Below are 25,632 nucleotides of genomic sequence, written 5' to 3' on the forward strand. Positions count from 1 at the left end.
TTAGAATTGATAGACCTGCTCGATGTAGTCGATGAACGCTTTGTTCAGCATCTTCACCCCGCCCGGCGTAGGATAGTCGCCGCTGAAGTACCAGTCGCCCGGATGGTTGGGACAAGCTTGGTGCAGTCCCTGAAGAGGTTGGTAGACAATCTCTACCTTAGCCTTGGTTCCCTTGGGCGTAAGCAACTCAGCAATCTTAGCGGAGATTTCCTCGTCGCTGAAAGGGGCATAGATGTCTTTCACATAGTTCACCATCTGTTCCTTGGGCAGGTCTGCCTGCTCTTTCGACTTGCGGTAGGCAGAAGCGATGATATTGCGCATTTCCCTATCTTTCAGCAATTCAATGGCAGCCTTGAAGGCTATGAACTCACTCATACGGGACATGTCGATGCCGTAGTAATCGGGGTAGCGCACCTGAGGCGAGGAGGAGACAATGATAATCTTCTTCGGTCCCAAGCGGTCGAGGATGCCGATGATGCTCTGCCTGAGGGTTGTACCACGCACGATGCTATCGTCTATGATAACCAAGTTGTCTTCGCCCGGCACCAGGCTACCGTAGGTAATGTCATACACGTGTGCCGCCAGGTCGTTGCGCGTATTGCCCTCGGCAATGAAGGTGCGCAGTTTGATGTCTTTGATGGCTACCTTCTCGCTGCGTATGCGACGGGACAGGATTCTGACCAGTTGCTCGTGCGTAGGAGTATGTTCCAAGGCATCTATCTGGTAAACTTTCTCTTCATTCAGGTACTCGTTCAGTCCTTCCATCATGCCACAGTAAGCCACTTCGGCCGTATTGGGGATGAAAGAGAAAACCGTATGGTCAATGTCATTGTCGATAGCCCGGAGGATACTGGGCACCAACTCCTTGCCGAGAAGTTTCCGTTCCCGGTAGATGTCTGCATCACTGCCCCGGCTGAAATAAATGCGCTCAAAGGAGCAGGGCTTCAGGGCACGTTGTTTGTTCACCTGTACCGAACGCATCTTGCCGCCTTTAGTGAAGATGACTGCCTGTCCGGGCTGCATTTCCTTGATAGATTCGATAGGTACATTGAACACCGTCTGTATCACAGGGCGCTCGCTGGCCAGCACAGCCACCTCATCGTCCTGATACCAGAAAGCGGTACGGATACCCCACGGGTCACGAATGGCAAACGACTCGCCGCTGCCCGTCAGTCCGCAGATAACGTATCCTCCATCCCACTCCTTGCTCGACGTGCGCAACACATTAGTCAAATCTATATGGTCTTCTATATAGTGAGTGATGTCCATCCCAGCCAATCCCTCAGCTTCAGCAATGTTGAAGAGCCGTTCCACTTCCCGATCCAACCGATGTCCCACCTGCTCCAACATGATATAGGTATCGGCATATTTGCGGGGGTGCTGCCCCATGGCAGTGATGCGGGCAAATATCTCATCCACATTGGTCAGGTTGAAGTTGCCGCATAGAGCCAGGTTCTTCGCCCGCCAATTATTCCTTCTTAAGAAAGGATGCACATACGAGAGGCCAGACTTGCCTGTAGTCGAATAACGCAGATGTCCCATATAGACTTCGCCGGCAAAGGGCAGGCACTTCTTGGCATAGTCTGCATCATGCCATTGCTCAGGCGTCAGATCCTTGAATTGGTTATGCACGGTATTGAATATCTCCGTAATGGCCCCCGAGCCTAAAGCCCTTTCGCGAAACATGTATTCCTCTCCGGGGTTAGCTTCCAGCTTGACGCAAGCCAGACCGGCTCCCTCCTGCCCCCGGTTATGTTGCTTCTCCATCAGCAGATAGAGCTTGTTCAGCCCGTACATCCATGTCCCGTACTTCTGTTCGTAGTACTCCAAGGGTTTCAGCAGGCGTATCATGGCCACGCCACATTCATGCTTCAGTTGTTCCATTCTCTATATATAATAATATTGTGTATGAGCTTGCCTTTTACCAAAGAGCACCCACTATTTCTTTGTCGGCACTCTCACCTCCCATCAAAGACAAAAGCTGGAGGATTTGTGGTGCAAAGATAGTGATTATTGAAAACATAATGTTCATCATTGCACCTTTTGTTAGTCAAATAAGCAGAAAAAACTCTTTCACATAACAAAATGTTAAAGAATCTGTTATTTATGTTTCAAATAGGCGAAAATTCAAATCAAAAGCATTACACCCTATTATTCTTTCAATCTGTAAGCAATTCACCCTCTATCAGCCTTGATTATCATACTACACTCCAGCAGGGTCAAATCGCCCAAATAGAATATATCAATTTAAAAGTGTTTTACTACTTTTGCAGAACAAATTGCTAATAAATAACGCGATTACACAATCAGAAAGATATAAATACAATGAAAAGAGAACCTTTTAGCGACCAAACAAAAGAAACAGAACAGGCTTGGATACCTGAATCTGAGGGATTGTATCGTGCAAGCAATGAGCACGATGCCTGCGGAGTCGGTATGCTGGTAAACATTCATGGAAACAAATCGCATGAATTGATAGATTCGGCCTTAAAGGTATTGGAAAACATGCGCCATCGCGGAGCCGAAGGAGCCGATAATAAGACTGGAGACGGTGCAGGTATCATGATACAAATACCTCATGAGTTTATCTTATTGCAGGGCATACCGGTACCTGAAAAGGGGAAATACGGCACAGGACTGTTGTTCCTCCCTAAAGACGAGAAAGAACAGTCTGCCATACTTAGTATCATTATCGAAGAAATTGAAAAAGAGGGACTGACACTGATGCATCTGCGCAATGTGCCCACCCGCCCGGAAATATTGGGAGAGGCCGCGCTGGCTTCGGAACCGGACATCAAGCAGATATTCGTCACAGGATTTGCAGAAAATGATGTGGCCGACCGCAAACTCTACACGATTAGGAAAAAAATTGAGAACCGGGTACGTGAATCGGATATTCCCGGCCGCAAGGATTTTTATATTGTATCCCTGTCTACCAAAAACATCGTATATAAAGGGATGCTTTCCTCCATGCAGTTGCGGAACTATTTTCCAGACCTGACCAACAGATATTTCACCAGTGGCCTGGCATTGGTACATTCACGCTTCAGTACCAACACCTTTCCTACATGGGGATTGGCCCAACCTTTCCGCCTGCTTGCCCATAACGGCGAAATAAATACGATAAGAGGCAACCGGAGTTGGATGGAGGCCCGCGAAAGCGTACTTTCCACTGCTACATTGGGAAATATCAAAGATATACGTCCTATCATACAACCGCACATGAGCGATAGCGCCTCGCTGGACAACGTATTGGAGTTTCTTGTCATGTCCGGACTAAGCCTGCCCCATGCCATGGCCATGCTGGTGCCTGAGTCGTTCAACGAAAAGAACCCTATCAGCGAAGATTTGAAGGCATTCTACGAATACCATTCCATCCTGATGGAGCCGTGGGACGGTCCTGCTGCTTTACTGTTCAGCGACGGGCGTTATGCCGGTGGCATGTTGGACAGAAATGGCTTAAGACCTGCACGCTACCTCATTACACGCAACGATATGATGGTAGTGGCAAGCGAAGTGGGGGTAATGGATTTCGAACCGGGAGACATCAAGGAAAAGGGACGTCTGCAACCCGGTAAGATTTTACTTATAGACACTCAGGAAGGCAGAATTTATACAAATGACGAATTGAAATGTCAACTGGCAGAAGCCAGACCTTACCGCACTTGGTTAGCTACCAACCGGATAGAACTGGATGAACTGAAAAGTGGAAGAAAAGTGCCCAACACCGTGGAACACTATGATGCCAAATTGCGTTTCTTCGGTTATTCCAAAGAAGATGTGGAACGAATCATTCTTCCTATGGCACAAAACGGCTCCGAACCCGTGAGTGCCATGGGCAATGATACCCCTCTGGCTGTGTTGAGCAGCAAACCTCAGTTGTTTTACAACTATTTCAGGCAACAATTTGCTCAAGTAACCAATCCTCCTATTGATCCGATTCGCGAAGAGTTGGTTATGTCTCTAACAGAGTACATAGGAGCAGTAGGCATGAACATTCTGACCCCCAGCGAAAGCCATTGCAAGATGGTCAGACTGAATCATCCTATTCTAACCAATACGCAGCTGGATTTGTTGTGCAACATCCGATACAAGGGCTTTAAGGCTGTCAAAATACCAATGCTTTTTGAAACATCCCAAGGAAAAGTTGGATTACAGGAAGCTTTGACCCGCTTATGTAAGCAGGCCGAAGAATCGGTCACGGACGGAGCCAATTACATTATATTGACAGACCGTGATGTAGATGCCGCACACACGGCTGTTCCTTCGCTACTGGCTGTAAGCGCAGTACATCATCATCTTATTTCTGTCGGAAAACGCGTACAGACAGCCCTTGTGGTCGAAAGCGGCGAGATTCGCGAAGTGATGCATGCCGCCCTGCTTTTAGGTTTTGGCGCAAGTGCCCTCAATCCCTACATGGCTTTTGCCGTAATTGACAATTTGGTACGCAACAAAGAACTTCAGCTTGATTATGCGACAGCTGAAAAGAAATATATCAAAGCCATCTGCAAAGGTTTGCTGAAGATAATGAGCAAAATGGGCATTAGCACGATTCGGTCTTACCGGGGGGCAGAAATATTTGAAGCCGTCGGCCTGAGTGAAGAGCTAAGCCATGCTTACTTGGGAGGACTTCCTTCACCTATAGGAGGCATTCGGTTGGAAGAGGTGGCTAAAGATGCCATAGCGTTCCACAACGAGGGAATGGAAATCATCCGCAATGGAGAAACTTCCGCTCCTTTGTTGCCAAACAAGGGAATGTATGCGTGGCGTAAAGGCGGTGAACCTCATGCATGGAATCCGGAAACTATCAGCACGCTACAGTTAGCCACCCGCTTAGGAAGCTACAAGAAATTCAAGGAGTTTACTAAACTGGTCGATGAAAAGACAACTCCTATCTTCGTGCGTGATTTCTTCGGGTTTAAGAAGAATCCTATTGATATAAACCGTGTAGAGCCTGTTGAGAATATTCTGCATCGTTTTGTTACAGGTGCCATGTCTTTCGGAGCAATCAGCCAGGAAGCACATGAAGCAATAGCCTGGGCCATGAACCGTTTGCATGGTCGAAGCAATACAGGCGAAGGAGGTGAAGACTCGATGCGCTTTGGTACCGAACTGAATAGTGCCACCAAGCAGGTGGCTTCGGGAAGATTTGGGGTAACCACCGAATATCTGGTCAATGCCGATGAAATTCAGATAAAAATAGCCCAAGGCGCCAAGCCGGGAGAAGGCGGGCAGTTGCCTGGCTTCAAAGTGGACAAGGTGATAGCCCGTACAAGGCATTCTATCCCCGGAATCTCACTGATTTCACCTCCGCCTCACCACGACATTTATTCGATTGAAGACTTGGCGCAGCTTATCTTTGATTTGAAAAACGTGAACCCGAGGGCCAGAATAAGTGTAAAACTGGTGGCTGAGAGTGGCGTGGGAACCATTGCTGCCGGTGTGGCAAAAGCCAAAGCAGACTTGATTGTCATATCGGGAGCAGACGGAGGAACGGGAGCATCGCCCGCTTCAAGCATCCGATATGCAGGTGTATCTCCTGAGTTAGGATTAAGTGAAACCCAACAGACCCTGGTGCTCAATGGTCTGCGTGGCCAGGTTATCCTACAAGTGGACGGACAACTGAAGACCGGACGGGATGTGGTGCTGATGGCCATGTTGGGGGCTGAAGAATACGGTTTTGCTACAGCGGCACTTATTGTACTGGGGTGTGTCATGATGCGGAAATGCAACCAAAACACGTGTCCGGTGGGTGTTGCGACCCAAGATCCGGAATTGCGCCGACGTTTTCATGGGAAGGGTGAGTATTTGGTCAATTATTTCACCTTCCTGGCTCAGGAAGTCCGCGAGTATCTGGCACAAATCGGGGTAGAAAGAATAGACGACATCATTGGCCGGTCGGATTTGATTATACGACGCCCGGAGGTACATGTCGGCGGCAAAGAAAACCTTCTGCATTTTGACCGCCTGCTGAAGCGGATAGACAAGGAAACGGCTATTCGACACATTATCGACCAAGAACATGGCATCAGCCGTGTGAAAGATGTAGATATTCTGAATGCAGCCCAAAACATTGTGGACGGCGGGCAAGGGGAATTGTCATTGGAATATACGATTGCCAATACGGACCGTGCCACCGGTGCTATGCTCTCTGGAGCTGTTGTCAAAAGACATGGCGCACAAGGTCTACCGGAACATACGCTCAATGTCCGGTTTAAAGGTTCGGCAGGCCAAAGTTTCGGAGCATTCCTTGCCTCCGGCATCAATTTCAAATTAGAAGGAGAAGCCAATGATTACTTGGGCAAGGGACTCAGTGGGGGGCGCATCATCGTAATGCCTCCCATCCGGTCGAACTTTGAAGCAGAAAAGAATGTCATCGCCGGCAATACATTGCTTTACGGAGCCACATCGGGTGAGGTGTATATTAACGGACGCGTCGGCGAACGCTTTGCTGTCCGCAACTCTGGCGCAACAGCTGTAGTTGAAGGTGTAGGCGATCACTGCTGCGAATACATGACCGGAGGACGTGTCGTAGTATTGGGTACTACGGGTCGCAATTTTGCTGCGGGCATGTCTGGGGGTGTAGCTTATGTATGGAACAAAAAGGGCGATTTTGACTACTTCTGCAACATGGAGATGGTCGAACTGTCGCTGATTGAAGAAGCTTCCTACCGCAAAGAGCTACACGAGCTGATTCGACAACACTACTTATATACGGGCTCCAAACTGGCACGCACCATGCTGGACGACTGGGGACGATATGTGGAACAGTTCATTCAAGTAGTGCCCATTGAATACAAAAAGGTCTTGCAGGAAGAGCAAATGAAAAAGCTGCAACAGAAAATTGCCGACATGCAACGTGATTATTGAAGTGATATAAACTTCTTCTGCACAACGGTAGGATATCCTATATAGGGGAGCTGTTCTGATAAGCCTTTCGCAGGAAATTGCTAAGCGATAAGCATCCAGCTTTCAAGCGATAAGCAGGATGCTCGTTATATAGGTAAAATAGAACGCTGATTGTCAGCGGGATATTAACAACCCGATTCGTTGACCGAAAAAGATGAATTACTTCATGAACCAGAACCCGTTAAAATAATCGCCTTTCGCCATACCGGGAGAAATGCAGTGAGGTTGGGATATTCTATTAATACATTGTGAGCCAACCGACTACCACCGTAATGATAGCAAAGGCAGGATTTAAACAAGTTTTTTATAAAGAAAAACAATATGATGGAAAAATTGAACGCATTTCTTACCATCCCCCGACAGGAAGCGGGATACAGACCTATAAATGAACGCATTACCGACTTCAGCCAGGTGGAGCAGACGCTCAACAGCCGCGACCGCAAGCTACAGGCTTCGCGTTGCATGGACTGCGGTGTCCCCTTCTGCCATTGGGCCTGTCCTTTGGGCAACAAGCAGCCGGAATTTCAGGACGCCCTTTCCAAAGGCAAATGGGAAGAAGCCTATCGGGTATTGACAGCAACAAACGACTTTCCGGAGTTTACCGGTCGCATCTGCCCTGCTTTGTGTGAAAAATCGTGTGTGCTGAAACTTTCGTGTGATGCTCCTGTCACAATCCGTGAGAACGAAGCCGCCATCGCCGAAGCTGCCTTTCGTGAAGGATACGTCCGTCCCATACGTGGAGAAAGAAAAGGACTGCGGGTAGCAGTCGTAGGAAGCGGTCCGGCAGGACTGAGCGCTGCCGTCAGACTCAATGCCCGCGGATATGATGTCACCGTCTACGACCGTGCCCCCCTTCCTGGTGGATTATTGCGATATGGCATCCCTAATTTCAAGTTGCCCAAAGAGGTAATCGACCGTCGTATCCAATATCTGAAAGATGACGGCATTCGCTTTGAAATGAACGTAAATGTCGATCAGGCACACTTGCCCGAAGGTTTTGATGCTTATGCTCTTTGCACGGGCACACCTCAAGCCCGCGACCTTCAGATTCCTGGACGTGAGCTTCGGGGCATTTACTTTGCCCTTGAGTTGCTGAGTCAGCAGAACCGTTTGTTGGACGGCGAAACCTTTCCAAAGGAACAGCTGGTCAATGCCCACGGACGGCATGTATTGGTCATAGGCGGAGGTGACACGGGCAGTGACTGCATAGGAACGGCCATCCGTCAAGGCGCTGCCAGTGTCACTCAGATTGAAATCATGCCCCAGCCTCCCATCGGACAGAATCCTGCCACGCCCTGGCCCCAATGGCCCGTTGTACTGAAAACCACCTCATCCCACGAAGAAGGCTGCCTTCGACGCTGGTCGTTGGCATCTCAACGTTTTATAGGGAAAAACGGTCGCGTCTGTGGAGTAGAAGTAGAAGAAGTGCAATGGCTTCCTGCCGAAACAGAAAATGGGCGTCCGACCATGAAACTCACCGGGAAAAAGGAAATAATAGAAACTGACATGGTGCTATTGGCAATGGGTTTCCTACGTCCGGTTCTTCCTGAATTGCCACCACTGGTCTTTCCTGCTGGCGATGTACGTAATGGAGCCAGTTTGGTGGTACGCGCCCTGGCCGATGGACGGAAAGTGGCACAAGATATAGAAACGTATTTGTCAAATCTCTAACCTCAACAATATAATACTATTATGTGTGGAATAGCTTGTATCTTCAACATTAAGAAACAAAGCGCGGAGTTGCGTGAGAAAGCACTCTGCATGGCTCGGAAAATACGTCACCGGGGACCCGACTGGAGTGGTATCCATGTCGGTCCTTCCGCCATTCTGGCCCACGAACGGCTGAGCATTGTCGACCCCCAGTCGGGTGGCCAGCCCCTCTACTCGCCCGATGCCCGGCAAATATTGGCTGTCAATGGCGAAATATACAATCATCGGGACATACGTGCCCGCTATCAGGATACTTACCCTTTCCGTACAGGTTCTGACTGCGAAGTCATTCTGGCACTTTATAGGGAAAAAGGCATTCATTTTCTGGAAGACCTGAATGGCATTTTTGCCTTTGCCCTCTATGACGAAGAGAAAGACGAATATCTTATAGCCCGCGACCCGATAGGCGTCATTCCGCTCTATATCGGACACGACCTTGAAGGACGCATTTATGTGGCAAGCGAACTTAAAGCGCTCGAAGGGTTCTGCGATGAATACGAGCCTTTTCTTCCCGGTCACTATTTGTGGAGCAAGGAGGGGAAAATGAAGCGTTGGTACACCCGCGACTGGATGTCCTGCAGCAGTCTGCCACACAACTCTGATGCCATTGCTCCCGCCCGGCAAATACGTCAATCGTTGGAAGATGCAGTCAGAAGGCAACTGATGTCTGACGTACCGTATGGCGTACTTCTTTCTGGTGGACTCGACTCTTCGGTCATCTCGGCCATCGCCAAGAAGTATGCCGCCAAACGTATCGAAACAGACAGCAAGAGCGAAGCCTGGTGGCCTCAATTACATTCCTTCGCCATCGGACTGGAAGGGGCACCCGACTTGCTAAAAGCCCGTGACGTGGCCGACTATATCGGAACGGTACACCATGAAATACACTACACGATTCAAGAAGGACTTGATGCCCTGCGCGATGTTATATATTACATCGAAACATACGATGTCACTACCGTCCGCGCATCTACCCCCATGTATCTGCTGGCAAGGGTCATTAAATCGATGGGCATCAAGATGGTACTGAGCGGAGAAGGAGCCGATGAGGTATTCGGAGGTTACCTTTATTTCCATAAAGCTCCCACTCCACATGCATTCCACGAAGAGACAGTACGCAAACTCTCTAAACTTTATCTGTATGATTGTCTTCGTGCCAACAAGAGTCTGGCTGCTTGGGGAGTAGAAGGCAGAGTGCCCTTTCTTGACAAAGAATTCCTCGATGTTGCCATGCGGATTGACCCGGCAGTCAAAATGTGTCCGGGCAAGAACATTGAAAAACGGGTAGTACGCGAAGCCTTTGCCGACATGCTGCCCGAAAGCATTGTTTGGCGACAGAAAGAGCAGTTCTCTGACGGCGTAGGATATAGCTGGATTGATACACTGAAAGCCATCACTTCGGCTGCCATTTCCGACGAACAAATGGCCCGTGCTGCCGAACGTTTTCCCATCAACCCGCCCCGAAATAAAGAAGAGTATTATTACCGTTGCATATTCGAAGAGCATTTTCCCAGTGCCAGTGCAGCCCGCAGTGTGCCCAGTGTACCCAGCGTGGCCTGTTCTACAGCCGAAGCTTTAGCTTGGGACAGCTCCTTTAAAGACATGAACGAACCGAGCGGGCGAGCTGTAGCCGGCGTACATGAACAAGCCTATCAGCACTGACAGATAAAAAAACGTCCTGATAGAACGTTTTTTCGCCAAAATCTTCTATCTTTGCCCCCGTAAAATCAAAGGGGTGCCCCAAGCGGGCTGAGATTATACCCTCGAACCTGATGCAGTTAGCACTGCCGTAGGAATTGGATATATACACTTCTCTATTTGCCCGTTCGGAGCATTCCTTTGTCTTTTTCTATGTCATAACCTTAATACAGCAAGAGGAAAGATGAAGATTATAATCAACGACAAAGAGCAGGAGACGCAGGCAACCACGTTACTCCAACTGACCGAAGAACTGTCTTTGCCCGTGCAGGGAGTGGCCGTAGCCATCAATAACCACCTAATCCCTCGCACAGCGTGGGGAGACACGCTCTTGTGCGAAGGAGCATCTATCGTTATCATTCATGCAGCTTGTGGAGGATAATATCATGATACCGATACAATTTATAACCCACTATACAGAGCGCTATTCTTATTTGGATAGTGCACGGATAGCCTTGGAAGGCGGCTGCCGGTGGATACAGCTGCGCATGAAAAATTGTCCCCTCAGTGAGGTGGAAGCCGTAGGCAGACAAGTAAAAGCCCTTTGTAAAGAGCATGATGCCATTTTCATTATTGACGATTACGTAGAATTGGCTCAGAAACTGGAAGCCGACGGAGTGCATTTGGGCAAAAATGACATGCCTGTAGCCGAAGCGCGCCAAGTGTTGGGCGAAGGTTTCCTGATTGGCGGGACAGCCAATACATTCGAAGATATTGTCCGGCATTATCAAGGCGGGGCAGATTATATTGGTTGCGGTCCATTCCGTTTCACTACCACTAAACAGAATCTTAGTCCAGTGCTGGGTTTGCAAGGCTATGCCAGTCTGATGCAACAAATGAAGGAAGCTGACATTCACTTGCCTGTAGTAGCCATCGGGGGCATCACTCGTCAGGACATTCCCGACATCTTAAGAACGGGGGTACACGGCATCGCACTTTCGGGTGCCGTACTCCATGCCGACAACCCGGTGAAAGAAATGCAAGACATTCTGAACCTGTGAACTCAACAACCAAACGTTATCAAAAAAGATATGAAGAAACTTATCATTGCCGGACACGAGTTCGACTCACGCCTTTTCTTGGGAACAGGCAAATTCAGTTCTAACGAAATCATGGAACAAGCCATTCTTGCTTCAGGCACCCAAATGGTAACTGTAGCCATGAAACGCATTGAATTGGAAAACAAAGAGGATGACATGTTGTGTCACATCCATCATCCGGGTATTCAGCTTTTACCCAACACCAGCGGAGTACGTACAGCAGAAGAAGCCGTATTTGCCGCTCAAATGGCCCGCGAAGCTTTCGGTACCAACTGGTTGAAACTGGAGATTCATCCCGATCCCCGCTATCTGTTGCCCGACTCGATTGAAACATTAAAGGCTACCGAAGAACTTGTAAAACTCGGATTTGTAGTCCTCCCTTATTGCCAGGCAGACCCGACTTTGTGCAAGCATCTGGAAGAAGCCGGCGCTGCTACCGTCATGCCTTTGGGAGCCCCTATCGGTACCAATAAAGGCTTGCAGACGCGCGATTTCCTGCGTATCATCATCGAACAGGCTAACATCCCCGTAGTGGTAGATGCCGGTATCGGAGCCCCAAGCCACGCTGCCGAAGCAATGGAAATGGGAGCATCGGCGTGCCTGGTCAATACTGCCATCGCCGTAGCAGGAGACCCGGTGCAGATGGCTATGGCATTTAAGGAAGCCGTAGAAGCCGGACGCCGTGCTTATGAAGCCGGATTGGGCGTACAGGCCGAATCAATGGTGGCAGAGGCAAGTTCGCCATTGACAGCTTTTCTTAATGAATAATCCCCTATTAATAACTATCTATCAAGACGACAATGAACCAACGTATCAAATACTCCCGTTCCGAGAAGGTTTATCTGCCTGGACAGCTGTACTCTGATCTGCGCGTGGCTATGCGCCGGGTAGAGCAAGTGCCCAGCACCACCTTCGATGCTAAAGGCGAAAAGATAATAACCCCCAATCCTCAGGTGTATATCTATGACACGAGTGGTCCTTACAGCGATCCCAATGTATCGGTCGACCTGAAAAAAGGGCTTCCCCGTTTACGCGAGTCTTGGATTTTGAAACGCAATGATGTAGAACGCTTGCCTGAAATCAGTTCGGAATACGGCCGTATGCGTCGTGATGACCATTCGCTGGATCACCTCCGGTTTGAGCATATCACATTGCCCTTGCGGGCTAAAGAAGGATGCCGCTGCACACAGATGCACTACGCCAAGCAGGGCATCATTACCCCGGAAATGGAGTATGTGGCTATCCGTGAGAACATGAATTGTGCCGAATTAGGCATTGAAACCTACATCACCCCCGAGTTCGTCCGCCAGGAAATAGCAGCCGGACGTGCCTTGCTGCCAGCTAATATTAATCATCCCGAGGCAGAGCCCATGATTATCGGACGTGCTTTTTTAGTAAAGATTAATACGAACATAGGCAATTCAGCCACGACATCAAGCATTGAGGAGGAAGTGGAGAAGGCTCTGTGGAGCTGCAAATGGGGAGGAGACACCCTCATGGATTTATCTACTGGGGCGAACATACACGAAACGCGGGAGTGGATTATCCGTAACTGTCCGGTACCGGTAGGGACTGTACCTATCTATCAGGCATTGGAGAAGGTGAATGGCCGAGTAGAAGACCTCACGTGGGAACTGTATCGTGATACGCTCATTGAGCAATGCGAACAAGGAGTGGACTACTTTACCATACATGCGGGCATACGCCGACACAATGTGCACTTGGCAGATAAACGCTTGTGTGGCATCGTAAGCCGGGGGGGAAGTATCATGAGCAAATGGTGCCTGATACACGACCGGGAATCTTTCCTCTATGAGCACTTTGACGATATTTGCGACATCCTTGCACAATATGACACAGCCATCTCGCTGGGTGACGGGCTGCGCCCCGGTTGCATACAAGACGCCAATGACGAGGCACAATTCGCAGAACTCGACACCATGGGCGAACTTGTGACACGTGCCTGGGACAAAGACGTGCAAGCCTTTATTGAAGGGCCCGGTCATGTGCCCATGCACAAAATCAGGGAAAACATGGAACGACAGATGGAGAAATGCCACCAGGCACCGTTCTATACCTTAGGCCCCATTGTAACGGACATTGCCCCCGGCTACGACCACATCACCTCGGCTATCGGAGCGGCACAGATAGGATGGCTGGGAACAGCTATGCTGTGTTATGTCACCCCGAAAGAACATTTAGCCCTGCCCGACAAGGAAGATGTGAGGACAGGCGTGGTGACCTATAAGATAGCTGCTCATGCAGCCGACCTGGCCAAAGGACATCCCGGAGCCCAGGTGCGTGACAATGCCTTGAGCAAGGCCCGCTATGAATTCCGTTGGAAAGACCAGTTCGACTTGTCGCTCGACTCAGAAAGGGCTATGAGCTATTTCCACGCAGGTAAGCACGTGGACGGTGAGTATTGTACCATGTGCGGACCCAACTTCTGCGCTATGAAGCTTAGCAGAAGCATCAACAAAAATACGTCAAAAGAATGAATATGTTTAGCGAAGAATTAAATAAAATCAGCTGGGACGACACCACCGCCCGCATCCAAGGAAAAACTGATGCTGACGTGCGTCGAGCCCTAACCAAAGAGCATTGTGACGTGGAGGATTTCATGGCACTTATCTCACCGGCCGCCGAGCCTTATTTAGAGACAATGGCCCGACTCAGCCGGAAATATACGGAAGAGCGCTTCGGCAAGACTATTTCGATGTTCGTGCCCCTCTACCTCACCAATTCATGCACCAACTCGTGTGTGTATTGTGGCTTCCACATCTCTAACCCTATGAAGCGTACCATCCTGACGGAGGAGGAGATTGTGAATGAATATAAGGCCATCAAACGCTTGGCTCCTTTTGAAAACCTGCTTCTCGTTACAGGAGAGAATCCTGCCAAGGCAGGCGTACCCTATATAGCCCGAGCCCTTGACTTGGCCAAGCCTTACTTCTCAAACCTGAAAATAGAAGTCATGCCCCTGAAGGCCGAGGAATACGAAGAATTGACGCACCATGGCATGAATGGAGTTATCTGCTTCCAGGAAACGTATAACCGTGCGCACTACAACATTTATCACCCAAAGGGCATGAAGTCGAAATTTGAGTGGAGACTCAACGGCTTTGACCGCATGGGACAGGCAGGCGTACACAGCATCGGAATGGGTGTACTCATCGGCCTGGAGAAGGAGTGGCGCACAGACATCACCATGATGGCCTATCATTTGCGCTACCTGCAACATCATTATTGGAGAACGAAATACAGCGTGAATTTTCCCCGCATGCGCCCATCGGAAAACGGAGGGTTCCAGCCCAACGTGGTAATGACCGACCGGGAACTGGCTCAGGCTACCTTCGCCATGCGTATTTTTGATCACGATGTGGACATCTCCTACTCTACCCGGGAACCTGCTTCCATACGTGACCACATGGCCACTCTGGGTGTTACCACCATGAGCGCCGAAAGTAAAACGGAACCGGGAGGATATTACAGTTATCCGCAAACACTCGAACAATTCCATGTGAGCGATGAGCGTACAGCCCGTGAAGTGGACGCCGCACTCCGACGTATGGGACGTGAACCTGTATGGAAAGATTGGGACGCTTCGTTCGACTTGAAAAAATATGCCCCCGCCGTATAGTAACGTTTGCTTACGGTGAGGCCAAAATGAAAGGTATGTGGCAGACGCTCTCCTGGGTGTATGGATGACACACATATCCATAAGAGGGATAACAATGAGGGTGTATCAAATGATAGCCGTTTGTCATTATGACACACCCTCAAAAATTAAGTAATAATGATACAGAATACAAAATATGGAAGATAAACAGCGGTATGACCGCCAGATAGCCTTGCCTGAAATAGGAGCCGAAGGACAGAAACGTATTTCACAGGCACGTGTGCTGTTAGTAGGCGTAGGGGGACTGGGATGCCCTGCTGCTCTCTACCTGGTTGCGGCAGGTATCGGAACATTAGGAATGGTGGACGACGACATCGTGAGCCTGAACAACTTGCAACGACAGATACTCTATGCCGAAGCCGACCTGGATCAGCCTAAGGTTCTTTTCGCTACCCGGCGCCTCCGCGAACTGAACAGCCGCGTAGCGATACAAATGCACCCCTATCGGCTGACTAAACGCAATGTCGAAGAACTTGTTGCAAACTATGATGTGGTGGTAGATGGCTGTGACAATTTCCAGACCCGCTATCTGCTGGCAGATGCATGTGCTATGCAAGCCAAACCCTACGTCTATGGTGCAGTCCGGGGCTTTCAGGGACAAGTGTCCGTATTCAACTACGGTCCCCATCCCCGCCATTATCGACATCTCTATCCGGACGAAGAAGAGATGCTGCGTCTACTTCCCGATAAAGCAATAATCGGTGTAACGGCAGGCATCACAGCTTGCGCGCAGGCTTCGGAAGTACTGAAAATCATAGCAGGTTTTGGTCAAGTGCTCAGCGGGCGACTCTGGACCATTGACCTCCGCACACTCCAGTCACACATCCTCGAATTTTAATGTCCTATGAAGCTCATCGTCATTACCCGTCCAGACATTTTCTCCGGCGAAGCCGAAGCGGTTACTACCCTCTTCCGCAATGGACTGCAGACGCTGCATCTGCGCAAGCCTCAGGCCAAAGAGCAAGAAGTAGAAGAGTGGATTCACAACATCCCCCTCTCCTACCACTCCCGCATTGTCCTGCACGACCATTTCCACCTCGCCGGTGTCTTTCAGCTACAAGGCATCCACCTGAACAGTCGGCATCCACAGAAACCGGTCGGGTATCACGGGCAGACAAGCCGCTCATGCCACACCCTGGAAGAGGTGGAACGCTACAAACAAGAATGCGACTATGTATTCCTCAGCCCGATATATAACAGCATATCTAAACCCGGCTATGACTCTGCTTTCAGCCATGAGGACCTGCGCCAGGCCAGAGATTGCCAGCTGATAGACGACCGGGTCATCGCTCTGGGAGGAATCGACCACACACACATAGAAGAAATCCGAAGCTTAGGATTCGGCGGAGTTGCTGTCTTGGGCGATGTCTGGAAACAGTCTTCTGAAAGCTTTTTGCCACACTTCCACCGTCTGTGGCGACAAACCCACGGAGCTCCTCCCACCGTGCTTACCATAGCCGGCTCCGACAGCTCCGGAGGCGCAGGTATCCAGGCAGACATCAAAACCATCTCGGCATTGGGAGCCTATGCCGCTTCCGCCCTGACCGCCCTGACCGCCCAAAACACGCAGGGAGTACAAGGCATATCTCCGGTTGACCCTGAATTCATGGTGCTCCAAGTATCCTCTGTCCTGAACGACTTGCAGGTAGATGCCATCAAGATAGGAATGGTAGGTGACAGCGCCATGACTCTGGCCTTGTCGCACGTATTGCAACGATATACCGGTCCTATCGTGTACGACCCCGTTATGATTTCAACCAGCGGACATCGGCTGATGGAAGAAAACGCCATAGAAGCGGTTTGCCGTTATCTCCTTCCCCAATGCACCCTGATTACCCCCAACCTGCACGAAGCCCGTTTGCTTGCCTCCCGTCCTATCAATACGATAGAAGACATGGAACAGGCGGCCCTCTACTTGTCCGAATGTTATCACACTGCCATACTCATCAAAGGCGGACATCTGGAAGGGCATTCGATGTGTGATATTCTTTCTTGCCACGGCAAGGTTACCCGCTTCACCGCCCCCAAGGTGGAAAGCCGTAATCTGCACGGCACGGGATGTACCCTGTCATCGGCCATCGCCACCTATTTGGCTATGGGAAATGTCATGGAAGAAGCCATCAAATGCGCCAAGGCATACGTGAGCCAAGCCATCATCGAAGCCCGGAACCTGCACATCGGTCAGGGACAAGGTCCCCTATGGCACGGTTCTTTTATCTAAAAAGAGCAAATAGACCTTGTTAATGCAATCTTGATTGGTTTGACGGGAAAAATGCCTTCACGTTTCTTTCACAGCCTTCTGAACACAGACAGATAGGACGGAATCCGCTCTGTCTTTCTCCTTATACGTTGAAAGCAACTTCCTCTGCCCTTGGAAGCGTAGTCCTTATTGCTTGGAAGCAAGCGGCTTCTATATAAGAAGCCGAAGGACATCATTGTGAAAGTGGTGAAAGATGCGTGAAGGATGTTATCTTTCATAGCAATACGCTAAATCACAACGGATTATCCGTGCGTGAAGCCGTGAAGGAAGTTCGGGGGGATTCTAGTTTGTAGGCTAATGGGCGACATCAGGCGGATTTTAGGATTATTCTGTCCTGGGTAGAGCCACGATGGATTTGTCTCTACCTAAGTAATCTTGGGATTCCTCACAATATGCACTGCTCACATAAAGGTTTAGCGTGCTCATATAAAGGTTTAGCGCGCTAAACCTTAGTTTTGTGTGAAGCTGTTGTCTGGGTTTAAGGATTTTCATTGGAATGACAAGGCTGATTGAAATGAAAAGCCGTACCACTATGACACTTTTTTACATAATATAACTAAACTAATTGAAAGATAACCGCTAACTTTGTAGCGACTAACTAACAAGACCGATAGAAATATGCAGACATCAAAAGTCTTTTTCTCTGACCTACGCACTTCGCCCACCTGCAACCTGCTGGACAAGATGGAACGTTTGTTGCGCAGAGCAGGTATAACCGACCTGCCTCTGAAAGATGCCTTCACTGCCATCAAGATACATTTCGGAGAACCCGGCAACTTGGCATATATCCGCCCGAATTATGCCGCACGGATGGCTCGCCTGCTACGCAATTTGGGAGCCAAACCTTTTCTGACAGATTGCAACACACTATATTCCGGACGACGCTCCAACGCCGTAGACCATTTGGAAAGTGCCATGGAGAATGGGTTCAACCCCATATCTGCCCAATGCCAGGTTATCATCGGCGATGGCTTGAAAGGTACCGATTACCGGGAGATTCCCATCGAGGGAGCCGAGTATTGTCCTACCCCTAAGATTGGAGCTGCCATTGCCGATGCTGATGCCATTATCAGTATGAACCATTTCAAAGGGCATGAACAGGCGGGATTTGGTGGTGCGCTCAAGAATTTAGGTATGGGATGTGCCAGTGTTGGCGGCAAATTGGAGCTGCACGCTTCTTCTCAGCCTAAGATTGAGGCGGAACATTGTATCGGATGCGGTATCTGCATAAAACATTGTGCGCACGATGCCATCCACTTGAACAGTGAGCGCAAGGCTGAGATAGACTACTCCCGATGCGTGGGATGCGGACAATGTGTAGCCTTGTGCCAACACGATGCCGCTGTAATAAGCGACTGGGACACATCGGAACATCTCAATTACAAGATAGCCGAGTATACCAAAGCGGTATTAAAAGACAAACCGCATTTCCACATCAGTTTCATCATGAATGTATCTCCCGAATGTGACTGTTGGAATCATAACGATGCTGCCATTGTGCCCGACCTCGGTATGTTGGCTTCAGCTGACCCTGTTGCCTTAGACAAGGCATGTGCCGATATGGTAATGCAAGCTCCTATACTTCATGGCAACAATGTATTAGGTGAGAAACACGAGCATGATGACTTGTGCGGATGCGACAAATTCCATATCATCCATCCGGATACAGATTGGATGGCGGGGCTCCGCCATGCCGAGAAGATAGGCATAGGAACTCTGCACTATGAACTTATTAAGATTTAACGAACCCCTATTCTATTTCACAACAAATATGGAAACAACTACCAGACTTTATGCATTGTCTTTCCATGATGTAAAGACTTATCTGTTTGCTGCACTTTTCATAGCAGGGAACATGGCGCTGCCACAACTCTGTCATCAGATACCAGCGGGTGGCCCCACATGGTTGCCAATCTACTTCTTTACTTTGATAGCAGCCTATAAATGCGGCCTTAAAGTAGGATTGTTCACTGCATTACTGTCACCTACGCTTAACAGCCTTTTATTCGGGATGCCTGCCTTGCCGGTATTGCCTGCCATCTTAATCAAATCGACTTTATTGGCCTGTGCAGCCTCCTTTGTGGCTCGCCGGACAGGCAAGATAACATTTATCGGTATCTTGGGCGTCATATTGACATACCAGGTTGTAGGAACAGCCATTGAATGGCCTCTGTGCGGCGATTTCATGACAGCCGTTCAAGATTTCCGTTTAGGAATACCCGGTATGCTTCTACAATGGATAGGAGGTTATACCATATTAAAAGCACTCCAACGTATTTGATTATAATATTGAGCATCCCATAAGTACACCCGCAGAGCTCCACATAGAGTAACCGCGGGCGTACTTGTTTACATACAAACTCATTAAACATCCATATATTATGAGCAATCAGAAGAAGATAATTATTTATCAGATATTTACCCGACTTTTCGGCAATAGCAACAACCAGTGCGTGCCCCATGGGGACATCCATACAAACGGATGTGGCAAACTGGCTGACTTCACCTCCAAAGCCTTGGGAGAAATTCGCCAGTTAGGAGCCACACATATCTGGTACACTGGCCTGATAGAACATGCAACCCAGACCGATTACCGTCGTTACAACATCCGACCGGATCATCCGGCAGTAGTAAAAGGGAAAGCAGGTTCTCCTTATGCCATCAAAGATTATTACGATATTGACCCCGACCTGGCCAAGGATATTCCGGGACGCATGAAAGAGTTTGAAGACCTGGTTCAGCGCACACATCGAAATGGTTTGGGATTCATCATGGATTTTGTTCCCAATCATGTAGCACGGCAATACTTTTCGGATGCTTTGCCAGAGGGATGCAAACAACTCGGGGAAGACGATGACAAGACCCGTGCTTTCGCTCCCGACAATAACTTCTATTACATACCGGGTACCTCCTTGCAAGGGAATTTCGACATGAAAGGCACAGCTTCTGAGCCATATACCGAAATGCCCGCCAAGGCTACGGGAAACGATCGCTTCGATGCCTATCCGGAAGTCAACGACTGGTATGAAACAGTCAAACTAAACTATGGAGTAGATTATACAGGCGGACACCGCCACTTCTTCACTCCTGTTCCCGATACTTGGCACAAGATGCTGGATATTCTCCTTTTTTGGGCAGCCAAGGGCATTGACGGATTCCGCTGTGACATGGCAGAGATGGTTCCTGTTGAATTTTGGGAATGGGCCATTCCTCAGGTAAAAAAGCAATATCCCAAACTGATGTTTATAGCTGAAGTCTACAATCCATCTCTTTATCGCGACTATCTGCACCGGGGACAATTTGATTATTTATATGATAAAGTAGGCTTATATGACACGCTGCGTGCCATTGTTTGCTGTCAGGAGTCAGCCACAGCCATCAGTCGTCGTTGGCAAGAATTGGATGGCATAAGCGAACACATGTTGAATTTCTTAGAGAATCACGATGAACAACGCATAGCTTCCGATTTCTTTGCCGGAGACGCGCGCAAGGCTATCCCCGCCTTTATCGTATCTGCCTGCCAAAATGTTAGCCCGGTTATGATATATTTCGGTCAGGAACTGGGAGAACGGGGTATGGATGCTGAAGGATTCAGCGGACGTGACGGACGTACCACCATCTTCGATTATTGGAGTGTGGATACAATTCGTCGCTGGCGCAACGGAGGAAGTTTTGACGGGAGCATGCTGACCAATGAAGAAAAAAATCTGCAGGCCATCTATCGCCGCATCCTCAATCTGTGTCATACAGAAGGGGCTATCCGACAGGGAGCCTTCTTCGATCTCACCTATGTCAACCAGGGAGGGTGGCGCTTTAACGAGCACCGGCAATATGCTTTTCTGCGTAAATGGGGCAAAGAAGTGCTGCTTTGCGTAGTTAATTTCGACCCGTATCCTGCCGATGTGGCTGTCAACATTCCCTTGCATGCTTTCGAATTCCTTCACATGCCGGAATTGGAGCAATGCCGGGCTACAGATTTGCTTTCTGGAGAAAGCACCACACTCAGTTTTGTTTCCTATCGTGGGTCTGAAGTTTCAGTAAACGGTTATAGCGGAAAAATTCTCAAAATTGTATTACCTTGATGCTTATCAAGATAAGTTATATTTCTATTGATTACCTGTATGAACAAGAAACATATTCTGGCAGCAGCCATCGCATCAATGAGTTTATTCGTATCCTGCACGAATACTTCCTCTCAATTGCCCGAAGAGCCTAAAGACAAGCAAGAATATACTGATAAAAACGGAAATACATGGATCTATAATGCTGCCATGATGTATTGGATGATGCGAGCCTCACAAAATGTGGGCGGTGGAACTTATTATTATTATCCCAATTCCGGAAAGTTCACCAACTCTGCCGGAGCAACCGTTACTCCCCCACCTTCCGTGGCATCAGGCATTAAGTCTGCCACTTCTTCATCCGGAGCCAAACCGGCTTTCGGCTCTACGGGGAAAAGTCATTCATCGGCAGCGTGACATTTATGGAAAGGAAAACTATAGACGAGCGGAAGAATTACGCTCAAAAAATAGAAGAATTAGGTTTCTTCTATCATCCCGATTACTGGGGCGAAGGGCGTTACTATGAATTTACATCGGAAGAGGTAACTGCCTTGGAACGAGCCACCCAGGATTTGTATTCCATGGTTTGTGATGCAGTGGAGTATCTCATTACCCACGACCGCCTGCCAGAGATGCAGATTCCGGTCGGTGTGAAAGACTATATCCGGCAATCGTGGGAGCGAGATGAACTGTCAGTATACGGCCGCTTTGATTTGTTTTTTGATGGGCATGAAATCAAGCTTTATGAATTCAATGCTGATACGCCGACCTCTTTACTCGAATCTGCCATTATCCAATGGAACTGGAAGGAAGATTGTTTTCCGGACAAAGACCAATACAACTCTATCCATGAAGGATTGGTGCAATCGTGGAAAGACATAGCAGCCCACCATAACACAGACCGCCTTTTTGTTGCTTGCAGCCGTGAGAATGAAGAGGACCTGTGGAATTTGCGCTATATGGCATACACAGCCATGGAAGCAGGATTGGATGTGGCAGAGATAGACATCAGTCAGCTTTATTACCGCGAAGGATACCTGCAAACGCCTCAGGGAGAAACCATACAGCATTGTTTCAAACTCTATCCGTGGGAATGGATGTTCAATGAATCGCCTGAGGCATGTGGAGCACACCTGCATTGGTATGAACCCATGTGGAAAGCTGTAATGAGCAATAAACTTATTCTCTACATCATGTACCTGCTATTTCCAGATAGTCCATACTTGCTTCCGACATGGAATTTCCTTCCCAAAACCGTCCGGCAATATTGCAGGAAACCTATTTTCGGGCGTGAAGGAAGCAATGTCAAACTACAAATGGATACTTTGACATCGGAAGAAACCGGTGGTGACTATGGCGTGGAGGGTTTCGTATTTCAGCAGTTGAAGCTGCTTCCTTCCTTCAGCAACCATCACCCTGTTATAGGAAGTTGGGTTATAGGTGGAGAGCCGGGAGGCATAGGTATTCGTGAAACAGAAAACTACATTACGGGAAATACCTCCATGTTCATTCCCCACATTATTGTCTGAATACAAGAGCCTGTTTATATTCAGCCTCTTTTAGGTGCTGAGCAAAATTTAAACAGGCTCTTCCATTGTCCACGCACTGGGAAGGTGGAGTATATGTGCCGGAATGAAGTATTTCTTTCCGGCTCTCCTCCCCTACTCTCACAGTGGAAGCTCAAGTCATATATTTATAATAGCGCCTTGAATGATGCCGGATAGGGCGTTTCAAAATGCATCATTTCACCCGTAACAGGATGATAAAAACAAAGTTTGAAAGCATGCAAAGCCAATCGTCCCAAGGGGTTGGCATCTTCTTCACGTCCGTAACGCCCGTCTCCAACAATGGGATGATTCAGATCCTGCATGTGGACACGAATCTGATTTTTCCTGCCTGTTTCAAGATTCAGTTCTATCAGCGAATAACCATTACCCCGTTTAACAGTATGGTAATGTGTGACAGATTCCTTGCCACCGTCGTCCGTAGGACTGGAAGAAACATAAAGCGTACGATCAGTAAGCCATGAATGCACAGTACCCGCATTACGCTCCATTTCTCCATGAACCAAAGCTACATAACGCCGGTCGAAGACAATCTCATGCCAATTATCCCGCAATGTATGTTGCGTCTTCTCATCCTTGGCAAACATCATGAGTCCCGAAGTATCCCTATCCAGACGATGAACGATATATATACGGTTGCGCTTATTGGCACGACGTACATATTCAGATAAAATCGTGTAAGCCGTACGTTCTTTCTGCCGCTCGGTATTGACAGAAAGCAGTCCTTCACTCTTCTCTACTACAATCAGATAAGCATCTTCATAGACAATTTTCAGCAATCGCGAGTGAAACTCCTGCACTTTTTTATTACGGCTTATCTGTACCTTCATGCCTGGTTTAAGAGGAAAATTGTATTGTGTGGTAATGACATTATCCACGTAGACAATACGTTTAGTAAGCAAAGATTTTATCTTTGTCCTACTGGCTTGAGGCATTACAGTCGAGAGGAAAGTCATCAGTTCCATGGGTTCTTTCACCATATAATCGGTGTATTGGGAACGGGCCTTGGCATAGGGAGCTGGTCTCTTATTCATAATGATATTGTTATTAACCTTACAATATTAAGTTGCTTAATTGTCCATTCATTCTTCTTGTCTTATTTCCAACAACACCACATTTTCCACATGGTATGTGTGCGGGAACATATCTACCGGTTGCACAGCCTTTACACTATATTTGGAGTCGAGCAACTGAAGGTCGCGCGCTTGAGTAGCCGGATTACAACTTACATAAACGATGCGTTTAGGAGCCGACTGGAGGATGACATTCACCACATCGGGATGCATACCGGCCCGGGGAGGATCCGTAATGATAACATCGGGACGCCCGTGTTCACGAATAAAGTCTTCGGTCAATATATCCTTCATATCTCCGGCAAAGAACAGTGTATTGTCAATGCCGTTTATCTCGGAGTTTATCCGTGCATCTTCGATGGCCTCGGGCACATATTCAATGCCGATTACCCGATGCGCCTGACGAGAGACGAAATTGGCTATGGTACCAGTGCCCGTATAGAGGTCATACACCAACTCATTACCCGTAAGCCCGGCAAATTGACGTGCTACCTTATATAAGTTGTAAGCCTGCCGTGAATTGGTCTGATAAAACGACTTCGGTCCCACTTTGAAGCGCAACCCTTCCATTTCTTCAAAGATATGGTCCTCTCCCTTGAATGTGTGTACCTCCAAATCGCCGATAGAATCATTTACTTTATTATTAATAATGTATAACAAAGAAGTGATTTCGGAGAAAGAATCAGCTACGTATTGCAGCAGCGTTTCAAACAACCGCATTTCCTCCCCCGTCTTTATTTGTGCCACCAGAATCACCATAAGTTCTCCCGTCGTTGAAGTACGTATGATAAGATTACGCAACATTCCTTCGTGGGTACGCAGATTGATGAAAGTGTACTGATGTTCATAAGCATAATCACGGATGGCATTACGTATGCGGTTGGAGACATCGTCTTGTAGCCAGCACTTCTCAATAGCCAGCACCTTGTCGAACGCCCCAGGGATATGAAAGCCTACAGCATTCATCTGGTCATACACCACATTTTGGGCGACCTCTTCCCGTGTGAGCCATCGCTTATTAGAAAAAGTATATTCCAGTTTGTTACGATAACCCTGTGTCTGCTCTGAGCCTAAAATGGGAGATATTTCGGGCAACACCACTTTGCCGATACGCGACAGATTGTCCACCACTTGCTGCTGCTTATATTTCAGCTGTTCGGAATAGTCAAGCACCTGCCATTGACACCCGCCACACACACCATAGTGCTGGCAAAACGGGATGGCACGCTTGTCCGAATATTGATGCACCTTCACCGCTTCGGCCTCGGCATAACTATGCTTTTTCCGTTTGATTTGCAAATCCACCACATCGCCAGGAACTACATAAGGTACAAAAACCACCAAGTTATCCACCCGTGCAATTGCCTTTCCTTCAGCAGCTACACCCGTAATGGTTATTCCTTCCAGCAAGGGGAGTTCTTTTTTCTTTCTTGCCACTTCTATATCTGATTAAATGTTTTGCGGCACAAAAGTAGGCATTTCATCTTTAAAAACAGCTTAGTTTGCTGTAATTTTTGGAGTTTCGGCAGCGATAAACCTGCTGTGAAGCAGCAAAGAGAAAGAAAGCAACTATCCCAAACAGCAAACAGACTGCCCAATGTTCATTGATATGCGGGAGGCATCGGCATTACCCACTA

18 protein-coding genes, 1 pseudogene and 1 riboswitch are annotated in these 25,632 nt (G+C 48.4%); of the genes and pseudogenes, 16 read left to right on the top strand and 3 right to left on the bottom strand.

Annotated elements, in window-relative coordinates:
• Positions 1 to 1,884: an amidophosphoribosyltransferase gene (locus B5F34_RS07620; RefSeq protein WP_087336839.1), complete on the bottom strand. Its 1,884-nt coding sequence runs from the start codon at positions 1,882 to 1,884 to the stop codon at positions 1 to 3.
• Positions 1,885 to 2,325: 441 nt separating this feature from the next.
• Here B5F34_RS07620 and gltB point away from each other — a divergent pair, with 441 nt between their 5' ends.
• The 16 genes and pseudogenes from gltB to B5F34_RS07695 all read left to right on the top strand — a co-directional run bounded on the left by gltB (position 2,326) and on the right by B5F34_RS07695 (position 22,886).
• A complete protein-coding gene (gene gltB / locus B5F34_RS07625; protein WP_087336843.1) occupies positions 2,326 to 6,870 on the top strand; it encodes a glutamate synthase large subunit in 4,545 nt (1,514 codons plus the stop codon).
• 363 nt (positions 6,871 to 7,233) lie between these two features.
• Positions 7,234 to 8,580: a glutamate synthase subunit beta gene (locus B5F34_RS07630; protein ID WP_087336939.1), complete on the top strand. Its 1,347-nt coding sequence runs from the start codon at positions 7,234 to 7,236 to the stop codon at positions 8,578 to 8,580.
• Positions 8,581 to 8,601: 21 nt separating this feature from the next.
• Entirely contained in the window at positions 8,602 to 10,281 is a 1,680-nt protein-coding gene (gene asnB, locus B5F34_RS07635) for an asparagine synthase B (protein WP_087336847.1), read from the top strand.
• A gap of 59 nt (positions 10,282 to 10,340) precedes the next feature.
• Positions 10,341 to 10,433: riboswitch (TPP riboswitch) on the top strand.
• A gap of 68 nt (positions 10,434 to 10,501) precedes the next feature.
• Complete coding sequence (gene thiS, locus B5F34_RS07640; protein WP_087336850.1) at positions 10,502 to 10,699, top strand: sulfur carrier protein ThiS; 198 nt, start codon at positions 10,502 to 10,504, stop codon at positions 10,697 to 10,699.
• Between the two features lie 4 nt (positions 10,700 to 10,703).
• Positions 10,704 to 11,318, top strand: a complete 615-nt coding sequence (locus B5F34_RS07645; RefSeq protein ID WP_087336942.1) for a thiamine phosphate synthase — start codon at positions 10,704 to 10,706, stop codon at positions 11,316 to 11,318.
• Positions 11,319 to 11,348: 30 nt separating this feature from the next.
• Positions 11,349 to 12,125: a thiazole synthase gene (locus B5F34_RS07650; protein ID WP_087336853.1), complete on the top strand. Its 777-nt coding sequence runs from the start codon at positions 11,349 to 11,351 to the stop codon at positions 12,123 to 12,125.
• Between the two features lie 32 nt (positions 12,126 to 12,157).
• A complete protein-coding gene (gene thiC / locus B5F34_RS07655) occupies positions 12,158 to 13,855 on the top strand; it encodes a phosphomethylpyrimidine synthase ThiC (RefSeq protein WP_087336856.1) in 1,698 nt (565 codons plus the stop codon).
• 2 nt (positions 13,856 to 13,857) lie between these two features.
• Positions 13,858 to 14,997 carry a 2-iminoacetate synthase ThiH gene (gene thiH / locus B5F34_RS07660; RefSeq protein WP_087336945.1) on the top strand — a complete coding sequence of 380 codons (1,140 nt, stop codon included), beginning with the start codon at positions 13,858 to 13,860 and terminating at the stop codon, positions 14,995 to 14,997.
• A 175-nt stretch (positions 14,998 to 15,172) separates the two neighbouring features.
• Entirely contained in the window at positions 15,173 to 15,874 is a 702-nt protein-coding gene (locus B5F34_RS07665; RefSeq protein WP_087336859.1) for a HesA/MoeB/ThiF family protein, read from the top strand.
• Positions 15,875 to 15,880: 6 nt separating this feature from the next.
• Positions 15,881 to 16,387, top strand: a pseudogene (locus B5F34_RS17735) (thiamine phosphate synthase); the annotation flags it as partial.
• 60 nt (positions 16,388 to 16,447) lie between these two features.
• On the top strand, positions 16,448 to 17,257 hold the full coding sequence (gene thiD, locus B5F34_RS17740; protein ID WP_204245589.1) for a bifunctional hydroxymethylpyrimidine kinase/phosphomethylpyrimidine kinase: 810 nt from the start codon (positions 16,448 to 16,450) through the stop codon (positions 17,255 to 17,257).
• Positions 17,258 to 17,914: 657 nt separating this feature from the next.
• Positions 17,915 to 19,039 carry a DUF362 domain-containing protein gene (locus B5F34_RS07675; RefSeq protein ID WP_087336866.1) on the top strand — a complete coding sequence of 375 codons (1,125 nt, stop codon included), beginning with the start codon at positions 17,915 to 17,917 and terminating at the stop codon, positions 19,037 to 19,039.
• 28 nt (positions 19,040 to 19,067) lie between these two features.
• Positions 19,068 to 19,577 (top strand): ECF transporter S component, encoded by a 510-nt coding sequence (locus B5F34_RS07680; protein ID WP_087336869.1) that lies wholly within the window; start codon positions 19,068 to 19,070, stop codon positions 19,575 to 19,577.
• A 100-nt stretch (positions 19,578 to 19,677) separates the two neighbouring features.
• Positions 19,678 to 21,378, top strand: a complete 1,701-nt coding sequence (locus tag B5F34_RS07685; protein ID WP_087336871.1) for an alpha-amylase family glycosyl hydrolase — start codon at positions 19,678 to 19,680, stop codon at positions 21,376 to 21,378.
• 39 nt (positions 21,379 to 21,417) lie between these two features.
• Positions 21,418 to 21,774, top strand: a complete 357-nt coding sequence (locus B5F34_RS07690; protein WP_140392978.1) for a hypothetical protein — start codon at positions 21,418 to 21,420, stop codon at positions 21,772 to 21,774.
• A gap of 5 nt (positions 21,775 to 21,779) precedes the next feature.
• Entirely contained in the window at positions 21,780 to 22,886 is a 1,107-nt protein-coding gene (locus B5F34_RS07695; RefSeq protein WP_087336876.1) for a glutathionylspermidine synthase family protein, read from the top strand.
• A gap of 164 nt (positions 22,887 to 23,050) precedes the next feature.
• Here the strand turns inward: B5F34_RS07695 and B5F34_RS07700 are convergent, their stop codons facing one another.
• Both B5F34_RS07700 and rlmD read right to left on the bottom strand, forming a co-directional pair.
• The gene (locus tag B5F34_RS07700) at positions 23,051 to 23,956 is read right to left on the bottom strand and encodes an RluA family pseudouridine synthase (protein ID WP_087336879.1); all 906 of its coding nucleotides are present in this window, start codon (positions 23,954 to 23,956) and stop codon (positions 23,051 to 23,053) included.
• Positions 23,957 to 24,004: 48 nt separating this feature from the next.
• Entirely contained in the window at positions 24,005 to 25,432 is a 1,428-nt protein-coding gene (rlmD, locus tag B5F34_RS07705) for a 23S rRNA (uracil(1939)-C(5))-methyltransferase RlmD (RefSeq protein WP_087336883.1), read from the bottom strand.
• Between the last annotated feature and the right edge of the window lie 200 nt (positions 25,433 to 25,632).

Source organism: Mediterranea sp. An20 (assembly GCF_002160055.1).
Classification (GTDB): Bacteria; Bacteroidota; Bacteroidia; order Bacteroidales; family Bacteroidaceae; genus Bacteroides; species Bacteroides avicola.